This window comes from Paraliobacillus quinghaiensis (assembly GCF_003426025.1).
Lineage (GTDB): Bacteria > Bacillota > Bacilli > Bacillales > Amphibacillaceae > Paraliobacillus_A > Paraliobacillus_A quinghaiensis.
Window position 1 is genome coordinate 15,094 of sequence record NZ_QJSH01000015.1, and the last position, 16,082, is coordinate 31,175.

Annotated in this window: 19 protein-coding genes and 1 riboswitch; of the genes, 6 read left to right on the forward strand and 13 right to left on the reverse strand. The window is 34.1% G+C overall.

Annotated features, from left to right (window positions below; all coding sequences use genetic code 11):
* Nucleotides 1-18: 18 nt before the first annotated feature.
* Complete coding sequence (locus tag D2K40_RS10805; protein ID WP_117155820.1) at nucleotides 19-822, reverse strand: VLRF1 family aeRF1-type release factor; 804 nt, start codon at nucleotides 820-822, stop codon at nucleotides 19-21.
* Between the two features lie 650 nt (nucleotides 823-1,472).
* On the opposite strand from D2K40_RS10805, the gene D2K40_RS10815 reads away from it, so the two are divergent.
* Complete coding sequence (locus D2K40_RS10815) at nucleotides 1,473-1,955, forward strand: GtrA family protein (protein WP_117155824.1); 483 nt, start codon at nucleotides 1,473-1,475, stop codon at nucleotides 1,953-1,955.
* A 201-nt stretch (nucleotides 1,956-2,156) separates the two neighbouring features.
* Here D2K40_RS10815 and D2K40_RS10820 read toward each other — a convergent pair whose 3' ends face one another.
* From D2K40_RS10820 to D2K40_RS10850, 7 genes are all read right to left on the reverse strand, one after another.
* Nucleotides 2,157-2,576 carry a universal stress protein gene (locus D2K40_RS10820; RefSeq protein ID WP_117155826.1) on the reverse strand — a complete coding sequence of 140 codons (420 nt, stop codon included), beginning with the start codon at nucleotides 2,574-2,576 and terminating at the stop codon, nucleotides 2,157-2,159.
* A 106-nt stretch (nucleotides 2,577-2,682) separates the two neighbouring features.
* Nucleotides 2,683-3,606 carry a M14 family metallopeptidase gene (locus D2K40_RS10825; RefSeq protein WP_117155828.1) on the reverse strand — a complete coding sequence of 308 codons (924 nt, stop codon included), beginning with the start codon at nucleotides 3,604-3,606 and terminating at the stop codon, nucleotides 2,683-2,685.
* Nucleotides 3,607-3,724: 118 nt separating this feature from the next.
* Entirely contained in the window at nucleotides 3,725-4,882 is a 1,158-nt protein-coding gene (locus D2K40_RS10830; protein WP_117155830.1) for an acyl-CoA dehydrogenase family protein, read from the reverse strand.
* A 209-nt stretch (nucleotides 4,883-5,091) separates the two neighbouring features.
* Nucleotides 5,092-6,324: a methyl-accepting chemotaxis protein gene (locus D2K40_RS10835; RefSeq protein ID WP_117155833.1), complete on the reverse strand. Its 1,233-nt coding sequence runs from the start codon at nucleotides 6,322-6,324 to the stop codon at nucleotides 5,092-5,094.
* Between the two features lie 105 nt (nucleotides 6,325-6,429).
* Entirely contained in the window at nucleotides 6,430-6,789 is a 360-nt protein-coding gene (locus D2K40_RS10840) for a response regulator (protein ID WP_117155835.1), read from the reverse strand.
* Nucleotides 6,790-6,814: 25 nt separating this feature from the next.
* The gene (locus tag D2K40_RS10845) at nucleotides 6,815-7,276 is read right to left on the reverse strand and encodes a chemotaxis protein CheW (protein WP_117155837.1); all 462 of its coding nucleotides are present in this window, start codon (nucleotides 7,274-7,276) and stop codon (nucleotides 6,815-6,817) included.
* Nucleotides 7,277-7,434: 158 nt separating this feature from the next.
* On the reverse strand, nucleotides 7,435-7,893 hold the full coding sequence (locus D2K40_RS10850) for a chemotaxis protein CheX (protein WP_117155839.1): 459 nt from the start codon (nucleotides 7,891-7,893) through the stop codon (nucleotides 7,435-7,437).
* A gap of 272 nt (nucleotides 7,894-8,165) precedes the next feature.
* Between D2K40_RS10850 and D2K40_RS10855 the strand changes: the two genes are divergently transcribed.
* The gene (locus D2K40_RS10855; RefSeq protein ID WP_117155841.1) at nucleotides 8,166-8,597 is read left to right on the forward strand and encodes a BrxA/BrxB family bacilliredoxin; all 432 of its coding nucleotides are present in this window, start codon (nucleotides 8,166-8,168) and stop codon (nucleotides 8,595-8,597) included.
* Nucleotides 8,598-8,755: 158 nt separating this feature from the next.
* On the opposite strand, the gene D2K40_RS10860 is transcribed toward D2K40_RS10855, so the two are convergent.
* The 5 genes from D2K40_RS10860 to D2K40_RS10880 all read right to left on the reverse strand — a co-directional run bounded on the left by D2K40_RS10860 (nucleotide 8,756) and on the right by D2K40_RS10880 (nucleotide 13,991).
* Nucleotides 8,756-9,946 carry a C40 family peptidase gene (locus D2K40_RS10860; protein WP_117155843.1) on the reverse strand — a complete coding sequence of 397 codons (1,191 nt, stop codon included), beginning with the start codon at nucleotides 9,944-9,946 and terminating at the stop codon, nucleotides 8,756-8,758.
* Between the two features lie 243 nt (nucleotides 9,947-10,189).
* Nucleotides 10,190-10,957, reverse strand: a complete 768-nt coding sequence (aroD, locus tag D2K40_RS10865) for a type I 3-dehydroquinate dehydratase (RefSeq protein WP_117155845.1) — start codon at nucleotides 10,955-10,957, stop codon at nucleotides 10,190-10,192.
* Between the two features lie 44 nt (nucleotides 10,958-11,001).
* The gene (locus D2K40_RS10870) at nucleotides 11,002-11,916 is read right to left on the reverse strand and encodes a DMT family transporter (RefSeq protein WP_117155847.1); all 915 of its coding nucleotides are present in this window, start codon (nucleotides 11,914-11,916) and stop codon (nucleotides 11,002-11,004) included.
* A gap of 149 nt (nucleotides 11,917-12,065) precedes the next feature.
* Complete coding sequence (locus tag D2K40_RS10875; RefSeq protein WP_117155849.1) at nucleotides 12,066-12,482, reverse strand: universal stress protein; 417 nt, start codon at nucleotides 12,480-12,482, stop codon at nucleotides 12,066-12,068.
* Nucleotides 12,483-12,527: 45 nt separating this feature from the next.
* Nucleotides 12,528-13,991: a SulP family inorganic anion transporter gene (locus D2K40_RS10880; protein ID WP_117155851.1), complete on the reverse strand. Its 1,464-nt coding sequence runs from the start codon at nucleotides 13,989-13,991 to the stop codon at nucleotides 12,528-12,530.
* Nucleotides 13,992-14,278: 287 nt separating this feature from the next.
* Here D2K40_RS10880 and D2K40_RS10885 point away from each other — a divergent pair, with 287 nt between their 5' ends.
* The 4 genes from D2K40_RS10885 to D2K40_RS10900 all read left to right on the forward strand — a co-directional run bounded on the left by D2K40_RS10885 (nucleotide 14,279) and on the right by D2K40_RS10900 (nucleotide 16,003).
* On the forward strand, nucleotides 14,279-14,461 hold the full coding sequence (locus tag D2K40_RS10885) for a helix-turn-helix domain-containing protein (RefSeq protein ID WP_117155853.1): 183 nt from the start codon (nucleotides 14,279-14,281) through the stop codon (nucleotides 14,459-14,461).
* Between the two features lie 99 nt (nucleotides 14,462-14,560).
* Nucleotides 14,561-14,657, forward strand: a riboswitch (guanidine-I (ykkC/yxkD leader).
* Between the two features lie 64 nt (nucleotides 14,658-14,721).
* Nucleotides 14,722-15,060, forward strand: a complete 339-nt coding sequence (locus D2K40_RS10890) for a DMT family transporter (RefSeq protein ID WP_117155855.1) — start codon at nucleotides 14,722-14,724, stop codon at nucleotides 15,058-15,060.
* Entirely contained in the window at nucleotides 15,060-15,374 is a 315-nt protein-coding gene (locus tag D2K40_RS10895; RefSeq protein WP_117155857.1) for a DMT family transporter, read from the forward strand. The genes D2K40_RS10890 and D2K40_RS10895 overlap by 1 nt, the downstream gene beginning before the upstream one ends.
* Nucleotides 15,375-15,499: 125 nt before the next feature.
* Nucleotides 15,500-16,003: a peroxiredoxin family protein gene (locus D2K40_RS10900; RefSeq protein WP_117155859.1), complete on the forward strand. Its 504-nt coding sequence runs from the start codon at nucleotides 15,500-15,502 to the stop codon at nucleotides 16,001-16,003.
* Nucleotides 16,004-16,082 lie beyond the last annotated feature (79 nt).

Sequence of the window (16,082 nt, forward strand, 5' to 3'; positions counted from 1 at the left end):
AGGCATTAAATTTGGTATTTAACCAATGACTTTTTCGATTACCTCATGTTCATCATGTTCTAGAATGTTTTGATGAGATATACTATCAATTTCTTTTTGCATATAACTTGCCAGATCATCCGCTTCTCCCTTTTCACCTGCAAGATAAATCTTTTGCCATTGATGGTCTTTTGCTAACTTGTCCAATGAAGGTGCTAAACTTTTATACCAACGCTTTTGGTTTGCCTCAAAACGTTTATCAAATTGATCTGTTTGCACTTTTTTCCCACTTCTACCAATGCCAGCTTCAGCACTTGGAGGTCCAGCAAACTGTCTCCAATCCTCTGTATCAATATCTAGTTCATAATGTTTTGTCTCTAGTATAGCACCCAGCTCCGCTTCAATTGTTTTCACTTGATTTTGCTGTACAAGAACAATTCCGACTTTTGGAAATGCCTCATATAATTTATCTAACTGCTCTAATACTGGCGTTTCCTGCCAATAAACAATTGTTTCAACACGCATTTGTAAAATCTCTGCAAACCATATCGATTCATCTGAAGACGCAAAAATAATAACACTCTTTTTAAGATTTTTTTGATTTTCTTTCATAAAATTTTCTACTTTTTCACGTACTTTCTTGAACTTTTTCAGTTCTTCCTTCTCGTCACTTTGTTTCAAATAATTCTCAAAGCTACTTAGGCTATTCTTCAGTTGAATTTTCCATTCTCCACCCTGCTGATCAGGGTCAGATGGATCTGTATTTAAGTACATCGTTAATACACTCTCTGGCTTCTCTAATCGTAATTTTTGTAAATCCTTTCGATTTTCCTCTAATTGCATTGAAAAAAGCCTCCTCTAGAATGGATTTGAAATTACTTTTAGTTATGTGTATCCTAAAAAAAGATCTATCAAACATATTCTTTTATCTTAAATATAGTATTTTCAATATTTGAACTTGATATAAAATCAGCAATAACTAGTAACGTAGTTACTAATTCGCTACGTCGGCAAATGGATTCCCTTTCCGTGGGCTCAGTCTCAGCTAACTTGGTAAAGAAAAAACACTTTACCAAGTGGATCTTCGACTTGAGCTGTTCCCACTGGAGTCTCATCCATTTGCTTCCTCCGCTTGATAGCGCATCTATAGTTTATACTGATTGCAATGTTTACGGTTATTAACTCGCATTTTAAGCAATTCTTAATTATAGTATACTATCTAGCGAATCAAACGAAATTGGCGACACTCCTGTGGGAACAGCGCGAGCTGAAGATCCACTCGGAAGCGTTATTTGCTTCCGAGTTAGCTGAAGCCGTGGGGCTGCGATTACTCGCCCCATCATAAAGCCCTGCCCGTGGAAAGGGAAAGCCTTTGATTCCGTAGCGGGATAACGAGTAGTTACGACGGAGTTTATATAAATTGTTACATTAACAACTATTTTTTGGATAACATACAAAATTCAATGCAGATAGAAAGAAAGGCGATTAATTTAATGGCTAAAAAAATTAAAGGCCAAATATTACAGTTTGGTACAATTGGAATTAGCAATGCGGTTGTAGATATCGTATTATTAAATGTATTTTTGTGGATTTGGCCAACCACAAATCCCACTTTACTATTTACTTTTAATACGATAGCCTATGTCTGCGCCATTATTAACAGTTATATTTGGAACACTAAATATACATTTCGACACCGTGCTTATTTTAGTAAAAAAGAGCTCACATGGTTTATACTCCAAGCATTTATTGCTCTTCTGATAAATAATGTAGTATTTATTGGTTTAATAGAACTATTCATCATACAGTCCTATATCTCTTTACCTTCTTTTATAGCGCGAAATATTTCAAAAGGAGTAGCAATGTTTCTATCTTCAACTGCAAGTTTTTTTCTAATGAGATACATTGTTTTCAAAGAACAAAAGCGCAAGCGCCCGGGTAGCAACGTACGGACTGGACTGAACCGTAGGAGATAAAGGAAACACGTTGACCGAAGGAAGACGATGTTGACTTATCATACGGAGGTGAAGGAAGTCTCGCTAGTTGCTGGGCGCTGAAGCTGGCTGTGACCAACTAGAACAAAAGGTATCCACAGCTATTTCATTTTATAAATTCCTATATCAGAACAAAAAAAGCAGTCAGATGTATGAAGATACATTTGATTGCTTTTTCTAAAGTTATTTAACTATTAACACGGGACATTCAGCACGCTTTGCTACCTTATGACTAACACTTCCTAACACCATCTCTTGTAAACTGTTTAAACCTCTGCTACCAATTACACAGATATCTACTTGATGTTCATTTGCATACTTAACAATAGATGGCCCAGGATCACCATGTAAAACTTTAACCTCGTATGAAATATTCTTTTCTTTCAACTTTCTTTCCGTAATAGTTAATTTAGCTTTTCGACTTTGATCTAAATCACTTGCATTCCAATGATTTAAAACATCTGCTTTTGATGCGGCACCGTCCACCACATAAGCTATTGTTATTTTTGCTTTAGGGTTGTTTTCTGCCAAAGTGACTGCTTTTTCACAAGCCCGAATTGAATGTTCTGATCCATCTGAAGCTAATAAGATTTGATTAAACATATCATTTCCCCTATATAATTTATTTTTATTTAATTGTATTATAGCAAGACTAAACTACCTTTGTATACGTTTTCATAAATAGTTTTACATTACTTGTTAAAAATCTTTAGTCACATTTAAACAATTGGCTAGCAAGCTCTAGAGGAACCTCCTTATTTTCATGCCATATTTTTTCGTAATAACAAAGCGGAACCGGTCGCGGACCAACTGACGGAGCAATTTCAATTGTAAAACTTGGTCTTTTAAAATTACTAATAAACCAATCGGTAAAACCACCACCACTTGGATTTTCAGACGGATAAATTAACTGATAGCCTGTCTTAGTACTTACAATATCAGCAAGTTTTTTCGCACTTTGCTCCACTTTTCCTTTACTTTTGTACTTCCAAAAAATCTCTTCACCTGAAGAATGATAAGCTAATGAGATTTTAAAGTTATGTTTACAGACAAAATTATAAACTGCTTTAACTTCTGGCTCACTTATTGGTTTATGCCCTTTAAAATTCATTGATGCTGGGTGACCAGGATCATGATGAATGTACTCCCAATCAGCTGGATATTGACGGTTCAAGTCTACACCTCGAATATTTGCTTTCCATGCTGTAAAATCTAATTGGTTTTCATTCCATTTATACAAATCGTCTCTGTTTGAAAATAATTCAGCACCTTCTTGCACAAGTGTAACTCCATCCGGATTAACCATTGGGATAAACCAGATAGTAACTTTGTTTAGAATTTCTTTCACATCATACTTCCCTACATCTTGATCATTTGACACAACGGAACAATACGTTTCTATCATATCCATTACCAAGTTTGTTGTTAACCACTCTCTTGCATGATGTGCAGCGTTAATTAGAATCTCCTGCTTACCTTCACCCAATTTTATGGCATAGATCGATCGCCCATCAACAGATTCACCAATGATATCTAGTGTTAAAATTTTAGGATATTTTTTTTGTAAACTATCTAGATCATATGTCATTTGTTGATGCGTATATTTTCTTTTAGGATTTACAATGCGATTCATCTCTCATCACTCCTCCTAATATGAATATGACAGAGTGTAAGAATTATAACGAGCAACTAATTTTTATTAAACCCAGAGACTTCAGTCAGGGCTATGTTGATATCTTACAAATAAACGTCTATTGAAGCGCATGCTTAGCAAGCATACTAATCACCATATCATCCATTGGTGGGTTATGTAATCCTGCACGGACATCACGATAATATTGCTCAAAACGATAATCCTTGGACAATCCACGACCACCTACTATTCGCATAGCTAAATCAACTACTTCATTTGCACTATTAGTTACAACGGTTTTTACAGCAGCTAATTCCATACCTAATTGTTCACGCATATCTGGATTTCTATCCCATTTATCTGCAATACTGTACATAAAGTAGCGTGCATGCATCAATTTTAAATCCATCTCTCCAATTTTTTGTTGAATATGTGGCACTTCAGAAATTGGTGTTTTCAAACTATTAGGTTGAAATTTTTTGGCAAAATCGATTGCATCATTACGTGCCGCAATTGCAATACCTATATAACAGGCCGGGATATGCAAAAGCCATCCCTTTGCGGTAGGTTTCTTGCCTTTACGGTTTACTTCAACAAGAGAATCTTCAGGAACAATAACATTCTCCAATATAACATCATCACTACCAGTTCCACGCATGCCTAACGTATTCCAGGTATGTTTGACACGAACACCTGGTGTTCCTTTAGCAATCAAAAACGCACCAACCGCTTCCTTATCTTCAACATATGTAGTTACTATATAAAAATCTAGAACACTAGCCATCGTAGCAAATGTTTTTCTTCCATTGATTACATATTGCTTCCCATCACGTTTTGCTGTCGTCTCAGGAATCCCACCTCTTGTTGGACTACCTGTAGCAGGTTCTGTCGCTATTCGATTTACTAACAATTGCTTGGAAGCAACTTCTTTTGCAAATGAGTCAAATATTGAGTCCGCCCATAATTGTCCTTCACTTAGCTCTTTGATAATACCTAAATGCCACCCCACTGATAATGCAGTGGCTCCATCTCCAACAGCTAACCTTTCCTGTACTAATAAAAAATCGTACAACGATAAATCCTCACCACCATAATTTTTGGGCAATGTCAAAGATAAATAGTTTTCCGCTTTTAAATCCTGTAAATTATCGACAGGAAATGCTGCTGTTTCCTCAGCAATTTCTACTCTATTTTTAACTTTTTCTGCAATTCTTTTTGCCTTTTCTACTAATAGACGTTGATCATCACTTTTTATAAAAGTTTCAAATATATCCATGCCTACACCCTTCCTAAAAATTATTATTCACATTATATCATTTTAGCCAAGGGGATTCCCCTTCTGGCGTGAGAATTACTCACCTGATTATAAATGGTGAGCCTATTTTTTCAATAAAAAAAGCAGCAAGCTAAATTACTTAAATAGCCACTGCTTCTTTTTATTAAGCTTCCTCACTAGAGGGTTTGTTGTCCGTTATAAGCGATAATTTAAAGATCGAACTTACTAATATCATCTTCTAATTCTTTTTGCTCTTTTTTTATATTCTCAACAGATAGTGTTAAGTGTTCAGATGCCGTTGCAACTTCCTCTATACCAGCTGCGGATTCTTCCGATACAGATGCTATATTCGTAATAGAATCATTGATCACTTTTGTATTATCAAGTATGTCATATAAATTACTTGATGTATCCTCAATTTCTTTACCAATATTCGTTATTATCGCGTTCAATTTGTCAAAAGTAGCACCAGTAGTCTTTATTTGCTCTGAACCTTCATTAACAGCTTGATAACCTTTTTCTAACGCATCTACAGCTTCTCTAGATTCATTTTGAATTCCACTTGTAGTTTCTGTGATATCAGTAATTGATAAGCTAACTTGTTCAGCCAATTTTCTAACTTCATCGGCAACTACAGCAAAACCTTTTCCATGCTCACCAGCTCTTGCTGCTTCAATCGCTGCGTTTAAAGCAAGTAGGTTCGTTTGCTCTGCAATTTCTTGTATTACAGTTACAAGTTTAGTGATTTTTAAAGTCATATCATCTAATCCTTTAACCTTATCAAGAGACTGCTTAATTGTGTCATCTATCACAGACATTTTCTCAACAGATTGATGCATTAATTGTGTACCTTCATCTGTAATTGATAACATAGATTTTGATTCATCTTTAATGTTATCACCGTTCATGACAACAGTCATAATTGTATTTGCAAATTGTTGCATTGTTTCAGTTAAAGATGCTGCGGCAGTAGCTTGTTCTTCTGCACCACTAGATAATTCTTGCATCGTAGAAGTAATCTGAGATCCTTCTTTATCTAAATCTTCTGTATATGTATGAAGTATAGTACTCTGTTTATTCATTTTGTCCGAGACAGTAGTTACAAAGTTTGAAAGCTTCTTTGTTCTTTCAACTGAATGATCAATTAATTGATTTAACTCAATAAAATCTTTATTTTTAGCATAGGCTTGAGGGACTTCTGATAATTCATCATTAGCAAGTAGCTCCACACGCGATTTTGCTTGTTTGACCTGATTTACTAGTTTTCTCGTGATAAAATGTGCGAAAATAAAGCTTATGATTACTGCGCCTGCAAATGCTACGAGTAAAGGAAGTGGAATTGAATCAACCTCCATTAATGTGAACATGCTGTAACCAATCACTGCACTATGCAACAAAATCACAAACAAAAAACCAAAGAATAAATTTGTTCTAACTCTCATTAACTTCACACTCCTTATACTAGTTTAATATTTTATTATTTTGCGTTTTTTCTTCATAAATAAAACGCAAAAGACTTATTGTACTTCCCTTGCGTTCACTTAAAATTATGACAGAATTTTCTCTAAAGCTTGTTGAATACGTTCCTGATCAAATGGTTTAACTATAAAATCTTTCGCACCTGCTTGGATTGCTTCTAGTACCATTTGTTGCTGTCCCATTGCAGAGCACATTACAATTGTCGCATCTGGGTGTTTCTTCTTTATTTCTTTAACTGCATCCACACCATTCATTTCTGGCATTGTAATATCCATTGAGACAAGATCAGGAGTTAATTCATCATAAAGACTAATTGCTAATTTACCATTCTCCGCTTCGCCAACTACTTCGTGACCAAGAGAAGTGAAAATATTTTTTAATTGCATGCGCATAAACGCTGCATCATCTACTATTAAAACTCTAGCCATTACAGATTCCCCTCACATTTCATTCTTATTTCTCTTTTACTACTTGCTTCACTTCATTCATTTCCTCATAATTTAGTACATATTCTAAGTCTAGTAACAATAATAATCGATCATCTAACTTCGCAACTCCATGCAAAAAGTTAGCATTCACTCCTTTAATAGTTGTAGGTGCATCCTCAATAACTGATTCATCAATATCAATTACATCTGATGCTGCATCAACTATGAAACCTACTTGAACATCATTTACTTTTGAAACAAGCATTCTTGATTGTTCTGTTTCTTCTGATCGATCCAAATTCATACGTGTTTTAAGATCAATAACGGCGATTACTTCACCACGCATTTTCGTAATACCTTCTATGAATTCAGAAACCTGTGGAAGTGAAACAACTTCCTGTAAACGCTCAATTGAGATAATTTGTTGAATACTTGCACCATACTCTTGGCCATTTAATTGAAAGATTATATACTTCTGAGTACTCACTATCTTTCCCCCTTATTGTTAAATGTGTCTTCCGCACTATTTACTAGCCATACTTTATATTATAGAGGTGTTAAATAGTACATAATGCTACATTTTATAGCAAACTTAGCTAATTTTAGAATACCTGTTTTATGTATATAAATCAATATAGATTTAATCTACTGACTTAATAAAAGGTAGATTTCCAATTCCTTTTCATTTCCATAGCCAACTTTCACTAATAAGGCACGTTTAAATCCCGATAGTGATGCATCCCCTTTCATAACTGTAGGGTGAGTAATATCGGTATGAATTTCTAATTCAGCTAAATAGGTAGAAAGACTACCAGCTACCATGTTTCCTAATTCTCCAGCAAACGAATCAAGCATCTCTTCAGATAATGGCATACCAAACATTGCTTCTCCAATTTCACTAAAGAGTTCATGGTTTGCTTGCAAAACCAATTCACCTTTCAGGTCCCCTGTAAACCCTATTAAAACACCAAATTTTACTGTTAACGGGGAAGCTATTAGTTTAGGAGCACCAACTTCAGGTTCCATTGGTATTACTTTTTTTACCGTAAAAATAGTACCATTGTATATTTCTTTGATTACTTCATTGATGTTTTTGTTGTCCATATTCGTCAAAAAACCTCATTTCATTTTCATATTTTCACATTCTTAAAATCTAATATTCTTTAAAATAGCAATTAAGATAAACTTTAAGTCCTACTCTTATTTTCGACATATAACCACAAAAAATAAAGTCTTTTTTTAAATTAATATAAAATGACAAATTTTTCATAAAAACGAATACTTTTTATGCTCTAAATCATTAAATTATTTTGGGTTGGTATTAATATGTTAGAATAAAATAGTTGAATCAATTATCATTTAAGGAGATGCATCAAATGAACGCATACGAAGAATATATGAAACAAATTACGCAACCCATGCGAGATGAATTGACCACTGCTGGATTTACAGAACTAACAACTCCTGAACAGGTTGAGTCTTTTGTAACAAACGCAAAAGGAAAAAGCTTAGTAGTAATAAACTCTGTGTGTGGTTGTGCAGCAGGGCTAGCCCGGCCAGCTGTCATTGAAGCTTTAAAGCAAGAAGGAAAACTTGATAATCTTGTTACAGTTTTTGCTGGTCAAGACAGAGAAGCTACCGATAAAATGCGAGAATACTTTGTAGGCATTGAGCCTTCTTCTCCATCAATTGCATTAATGGAAAATGATGAAGTTATACACTTTATTCCTAGAGAAGAAATTGAAGGACACGAATTAGAAGATATCTCAACTAATTTAACGAGTGCTTTTCAGAGACATAACATATAAGGACAATCTTAGTTCAGGTTTTTTCTGTATTACAATGAGGATTAGCTTTAAATGATGGATATAAGCGATCTGAATGACTCGATCTTTACAGCTGTCTAAAATAAAAATCAAAAAAATGCTCGATGTAAATTTTTATATTTACACCGAGCATTTATTATTTAATTTATCACTCTGCGAACATGACCAGTAAATCGATTTGCCCAGTATCCACTACCCATGTTAGCAATAGCAACACCAGTAGATGACTGAGCACCTATAAATTGATTTCCACCTACATATATTCCAACATGACCATTTGTTTTATATGTGTTAAAGAAAACTAGATCACCAGGTTTCATTTCACTTACAGATACTTTTTGTCCAACACGACTTAAACCGGTCGTACTTGCTGGAATATTTACTCCATTTTGGGAAAACGCCCATGATACGTAAGCTGAACAGTCAAACCAACCATTTGCAATATCTCTAGCTGAACGACCCGCCCCAAATCTATAAACAGAATTTCCAATGTACTTATATCCAACTGAGATTATGCTTTGAGCATCACCACTAGCTGATACAGAGGTGTTAGAGCTATACGTTTCAATCTTCTGCTCTTTATTTGAATCAGCCTGCACTCTACTATCTGCTAGCATTTGTGCTAACTCACTATCTTCTAATTGTAACTCATTAACTATCGCCTGACTTTTAGCTTTTTTATCTTCTAACTCTACTTTTTTTGCATCATTGGCTTCTTTTTGCTCAATAATTTGTGCTTGCATTAATTTTAATTCTTCTTGCATTGATATTAACGAATTTAGCTTCTCTTTAATAGCAGATTGTTGTTCTTCTAATTCATTTTTATCGTCTTCATACTGTTCTATGAGACTATTATCTGCTGCTGCAATTTTAGATACTAAGGAAATACGATCAATAAAGTCACTGAAGCTTTTAGAACCAAAAATCACTTGCAAATAACTGATAGCTCCACCATTCTTTTGGAGAGATGATGCTCGTTCTTTTAGAATATCCAGGCGCTTATCAATATCCTCTTCTAATTCAACAACCATATCTTCTAGTACTTCTACTTCTTTTTCTTGCATTATAATTTCATCAGCTGTTTCAGTTATCATTTCTTCATTTGCTTTAATTGCCTTATCAAAACGTTCAACTTCTTCGGTTAACTCTATTAATTTTGTCTGTATATTTTGTAAATCTTGTTTCTTTTCCTTGAGTTCAGCTTGGACTTCTGCACGATTTGCTTCAATCTCACTCTGTGTTTCAGCGTGTACCGTTTCATTCTCTAGTGGAATAGCAACCATCAATCCAAGTGTTACCGCTATACTAGTTAATATTTTTTTATTATTCACTCGCTTCCACACTCACTTTCTATGTACAATTTGGCTGTTTCTAATAAATTATGTGTTTAATTATATGCTATGTAGGTTAATAGATAACTAGAATGTTTAGTAAAATTTATTTAGTTCAATTTTTCCAGCACGGCTAGTATAACATCTATAAATAACAAGAATGTAATATGAATATTACATTTGTATTACATTCTTGTATAATTTCGCTGATTGTATAAAAAAAGAGAAACCCAATTGGATCTCTCATTTATCATTTCTATTAAGAATAGACAAAATATATTGTAAGTCAGTAACGGCAATCTGTCCTGGTGCAGAGGCTTGTTTAGCGGCAGCAAAGGTTACAGCTGAGCCAAATACTCCTCCAGATATACGACTAATTATTCCTAGACTCCCCATTGACATTGTAATAATAGGTCCCTTTGCATACTTACTAATCATCGTTTCTGTGGCATCTAAAATAGATAAAACATCCTTTGAACTATGAGGCATGGCAGCTAATTTTGCTATATCTCCACCAATTTCTTGAGATTTGCACAGCCTTGAGATCATCTCATCTTTAGAAGGTGTACTATCAAAATCATGATTTGATAGTATAACTGGAACGTGATTTTTATGCGCTATTTCAATTAGTTGTTGTCGTTGTTGTTCCTCAGTAAAGAGTTCAATATCTATTAAATCAACAGACTCTATTTCTAGTATCTGCTTATTTAATTGAAAGTAATCAACCATTTCAAATTGCTTTTCTCCACCTTCTCGTTCTGTTCGAAAGGTGAAAATTATTGGTTTATCAGGAAGAACTTGACGAATTTTTTCTAAGGCATTCTTAACTTCATCTATCTTACTAACTCGACTAAAAAAGTCAACACGCCATTCGACAATATCAATTTCACTTGAGCAGAGTGCTTTTGCTTCATCCACTAATAGATCAACTGATCTTCCTACTAATGGCACACAAATCTTTGGACGACCTGAACCAATCACTACATTTCTAACACTGACCTCTTTATTCAATAGTTTTCAGTCCCTTTTAGTTAATAGTTAACTTATTATAGCAATTATTGCTCTTTAACAAAAGGCGCTAAAATTTTATCTTTTTTTAATAGGTTTCTTTGAGTTGTAATAACAACACCAACTATTACGAACAATGCACCTACAATTTGCATCAGTGTAATAGATTCACCTAACCAAAAGTACGCACCTACCATTGTAACTACCGGTAAGAAGTTTAGAAATATAGCCGCTGTAGATGCCCCTAATTTATGTACTGCGTTATTATAAAGTAATAGTGCTATCAGACTTGGGAATACACCTAAATAAAGTAAACTTGTCACATACTCCAATTCAAATATAGACGGTATCCCGTAGAATATCCATTCCGTTAACATGATTGGAAATAATACAACAAGTGAAATACTTGTCATCACAAGTAACGCAGCAAATGGTGGAAACAAGTGCATATACTGTTTAACAAAAACAGAATAGAATGCCCAAGAAAGAATCGCACCGATCATGATAAAGTCACCAATGTTCCAATTGATCGTAGCTAATTCTAAAATTGCACCATCTAAAACAACCCAGAGTGCTCCAATAATGGATAACATTACTCCAAACCACTGTATAACACGAAGTCTTTCCTTTAAGATCCATGCACTTAATACAATCGTTATAACTGGTATAACTGTCTCTAGCACGGAAACATTTGAAGCTGACGTAAATTGTAGTGCTCCATAAATAAACGTGTTGAAAAAAGTAACCCCTGTTAAACTCATTATTGTGAATGGCTTTTTATATTTCCAAAAAAGTGATCGATTTCGCCACGCAGAGCGAAAACCAATCGGTAATACAACTATGAATGCAATTAATAAACGAAAAAAGGTAATGGTAAAAGGAGCTAGTTCATTAATTGCCTTTCCAATTAAGATATTACCAGCATAAATAATCACTACTAAAACAAGTAATATATAAGGAATATTATCCCCCCTAACTAAAAAATTCTTTTAATATATGTACAAAAGACATACTCTACACAATAACAATTATCACATATTTTTTCGAGTATATAGTAAAAACAAGGTATTCGCTTATGTCACTACGAACACCTTGTTTTTTTATATTTGAATTATTTAATGATCAATACAGGACAATGTGCATGTTTTGCCACCTTGTGACTAACACTTCCTAAAATCATTGTTTGTAGATTATTTAAACCTCTACTTCCAACGACCACACAATCAAAATTATTTTCATTAGCTAGTTCAATTATAGTTGGTGCTGGCTCTCCATGTGAGAAATGCACCTGATGTTCCACTCTTTCTGACACTAACAGATCTAACACTGGTTTAATTTTTTCTTCTCTATCTTTCTTTAGATCATATTTGTCAACATGATGTAAAACATCTGCTTTGGATTTTTTTTCATCTATTACATATACAACATCTACAGTTCCATCGAATTGTTGTGCAAGGTCAACCGCATATTTAGCAGAACGAATAGAGTGTTCTGAGCCATCTGTTGCAAGTAAAAGCTTAGAAAACATATAGACACCTCTTTACATAAATTTTAATTACTATATTCCCTTTTCTTAGTGTCCTGAAGCTTTAGATAAACCACCGATTTTATTTTTCAGTAGATCACTTTCTTCATTTAAACCGGTATAATATACTTTAATATGATTCTGTTCGAATTTTGTTTCAATTTTATCTAAAGCACCGATTGCTGAATCGTCCCAAAGATGTGCATTAGCCAAATTTATTTCAACTTCTTTAACGGATGCATCATTATAATTAAATTTATCAACAAGATCATTTACAGAAGCAAAAAAGATTTGTCCATAAACTTTATACACATGTTTCGTTCCTTCTTCTTCTACAATTTTTTTAACTGTTACTTTAGAAATTTTTGCTGCAAAGAAAATAGCACTTAACATTACACCAGCTAAAACACCGATCGATAAGTCATGTGTAACTACAACTGTTACAACGGTTACTACCATTACTAAAGCATCTGTTCTTGGTACTTTATGAAGGTTTCTTAGTGAAGACCAGTCAAATGTACTAATGGATACCATGATCATAATTCCTGCTAAAGCTGCCATTGGAATTTGTACAACAACTCCACCTAGTACAACAATTAAAAACATTAAGAAAACACCAGCAACAAGTGAGGATAACCTACCACTTCCGCCTGATTTTACATTAATAACAGATTGTCCAATCATTGCACAACCTGCCATTCCACCAAAGAACCCAGTAACAATGTTCGCAATACCTTGACCACGACTCTCTTTGTTTTTGTTACTTTCCGTATCTGTCATGTCGTCCACGATATTAGCAGTTAATAACGATTCAAGTAGACCAACTATCGCAAGTGATAGGGAATACGGGAATATTATCATTAACGTTTCAAAAGTAAGTGGAATAGATGGGATTAAGAAAATAGGTAATTGTTGCGTTAACGCCCCCATATCTCCTACTGTTCTAATATCAATGTTGCCAAAGATAACAAATACTGTTATAGCAATAATCGCTACTAGTGTTGATGGTACTGCTCTTGTCATTCTAGGAAATAAATAAATAATTGCTAAAGTTGCTGCAACAAGTGCATACATAATCCAACTTTCACCTTCGAAGTGCTGGAATTGTGCTGTAAAAATCATAATTGCAAGTGCATTAACAAAACCAACCATAACAGACCGAGGAACAAACTTTATAAATCTTGCAAGTTTAAAAACACCAAATAAAATTTGTAGTATACCTGTTAATATTGTGGCAGCCAGTAAATATTGCAATCCTTCCTGAGCTACCAAGGTAGTCATTAGTAAAGCCATCGCACCGGTTGCACCAGATATCATCCCTGGGCGACCACCGACAAAAGCAATCACTACTGCGATAGAAAATGCTGCATAAAGTCCAACCATTGGATCTACACCTGCAATGATGGAAAAGGCAATCGCTTCAGGTATAAGAGCTAATGCAACAACTATACCAGCTAGCACATCTCCTTTTATATTGCCAAACCAGTCTTGCTTTATTTTTTGTATGTTCAATTTGACACCTCTTTTATAACTATATTTTGTCTCTTTAAAGACTCCGATTCGTTTTGAACAAACTGAATCATATCACAACTATCTAAATGGTCAAAACCGCAATAAAACGAATACATTTGGTATTTACGAGCTTTTCCTCCAATTTTCTCGATAATAATACTTTTTCTACAAATACGTTTATTTATATTTGAGTATAATTGAGTATTACTATTTATATTTATTTCCCACTTTTAAAATATTATTTTTATGGTATGATGCTTTTATGTTAATTATTTGGGGGCACCAATATGGAGAGAGAAATTATGACAATTACACAAGTAGCAGAATACTTACAACTCAGTGAAATGACAACATATAAACTCGTCCAAGAAGGGAAAATACCAGGATTTAAAATTGGGAGACATTGGCGTGTTAAAAGAGACGATCTAGACGAATTCATTGAACGTCTTAAAAATGGAGAGCGTATTTAAGAAGACAGACAGAATCACGGTAAGCAGTTACAATCTTATAAAGAGGTCAGAATTCTTGAGTATGCCAAAGAAACTAAGTACACTGAAAATAATTGTATACCACATGTTTTCTAGGGTTCCGCAACTAAACTGTTGGACTGGTCCGAGAGAAAACTCACAGTACTCTGTGTCACGGAGGGATAAAAGCCCGGGAGATAACTAATAATTAGTTTCTCCTAGGCTTTTTTGTTTTTTGACAAAAATAAATTGGAGGTATTACCTTGAACAAGAATTGGATTAATGTATTTATTGCTGCTCTATTTGAGATCTTTTGGGTTATTGGATTAAAACATGCAGATACCCTCTGGACATGGGCTGGAACAGTTATATCCATTATAATAAGCTTCTATATAATGATTATGGCTGGGAGAAAACTTCCGGTAGGAACTGTATATGCTGTTTTTGTAGGGTTAGGTACAGCAGGTACTGTTATTTCTGAGATAATATTTTTTGGAGAGCCAATTAAAATAAGTAAGATACTTTTGATTATTGTATTACTTATTGGTGTTATTGGCTTGAAATTAGTTACAACGGATGTTCGTAAAGGAGTTGATTCCTAATGGCGTGGATTTCACTAATCTTAGCAGGTCTATTTGAGATGTTTGGAGTTGCTATGATAAACAAACTTCATAACGAACGAAATTGGCAGTCACTGGTTCTATTATTATTCGGATTCGGAGCAAGTTTCCTATTTCTATCTATTGCAATGGAAACACTTCCTATGGGAACAACCTATGCAATATGGACTGGAATTGGAGCGTCTGGTGGAGCAATATTAGGAATGGTTTTATATGGAGAATCAAAAGATTGGAAAAGGTTAATCTTCATAGCTATGGTTTTAGGTGCAGCAATAGGGTTGAAACTTGTTTCTTAATTTTATAATTATAACTACAAAATTATAAAGTCATTCATTTTTCACTAAACACAACGAATAGCATTCCTATTAACGTGTTAAAAGTCAAAAAATTGGGGAATGGTCATATAAAAGGAGGAATTATCATGTCAGAATTTGAACTTGGAAAAACAGTACCAGATTTTACTCTTCCTACAACAAATGAAGAGACTTATCAGTTAAAAGATCAACTAAAGCAACAAGAAGGATGGCATCTAATTATCTTTTTCCGTGGTTCATGGTGTCCAGCGTGTATGAGTGAATTAGATGAGCTTGAAGAAAACAAAGGATATTTTGATAAAAAAAATATCAACCTTGTTACCATATCAACCGATAAACTAGATGCTTTAAAAGATATGGCTTTAGAACATAAATTCACCTTTCCTGTTCTTGCAGATGAGGAACATGAGGCACTAAAAACTTATAAGGTTCACTATCACAAGGAAGATGCGCCATACGAGGATCATGGAGCACACGGAGAACCAGCATACTTTTTGGTTAATGAAAAAGGGGAATTATTATATCAACAAAGACAAACAAGTCCATTTGGTAGACCTTCTGCAACAGAATTAAGAAAAATCATTACCTATATTACGAAGAATTTGAAATAAATATCAGGTAGAAAAGTACAATTTAAACTTAGCTTTTTAAATAGATATGATTGGTTAAGTAATTCTAAAAGTGTAAAGA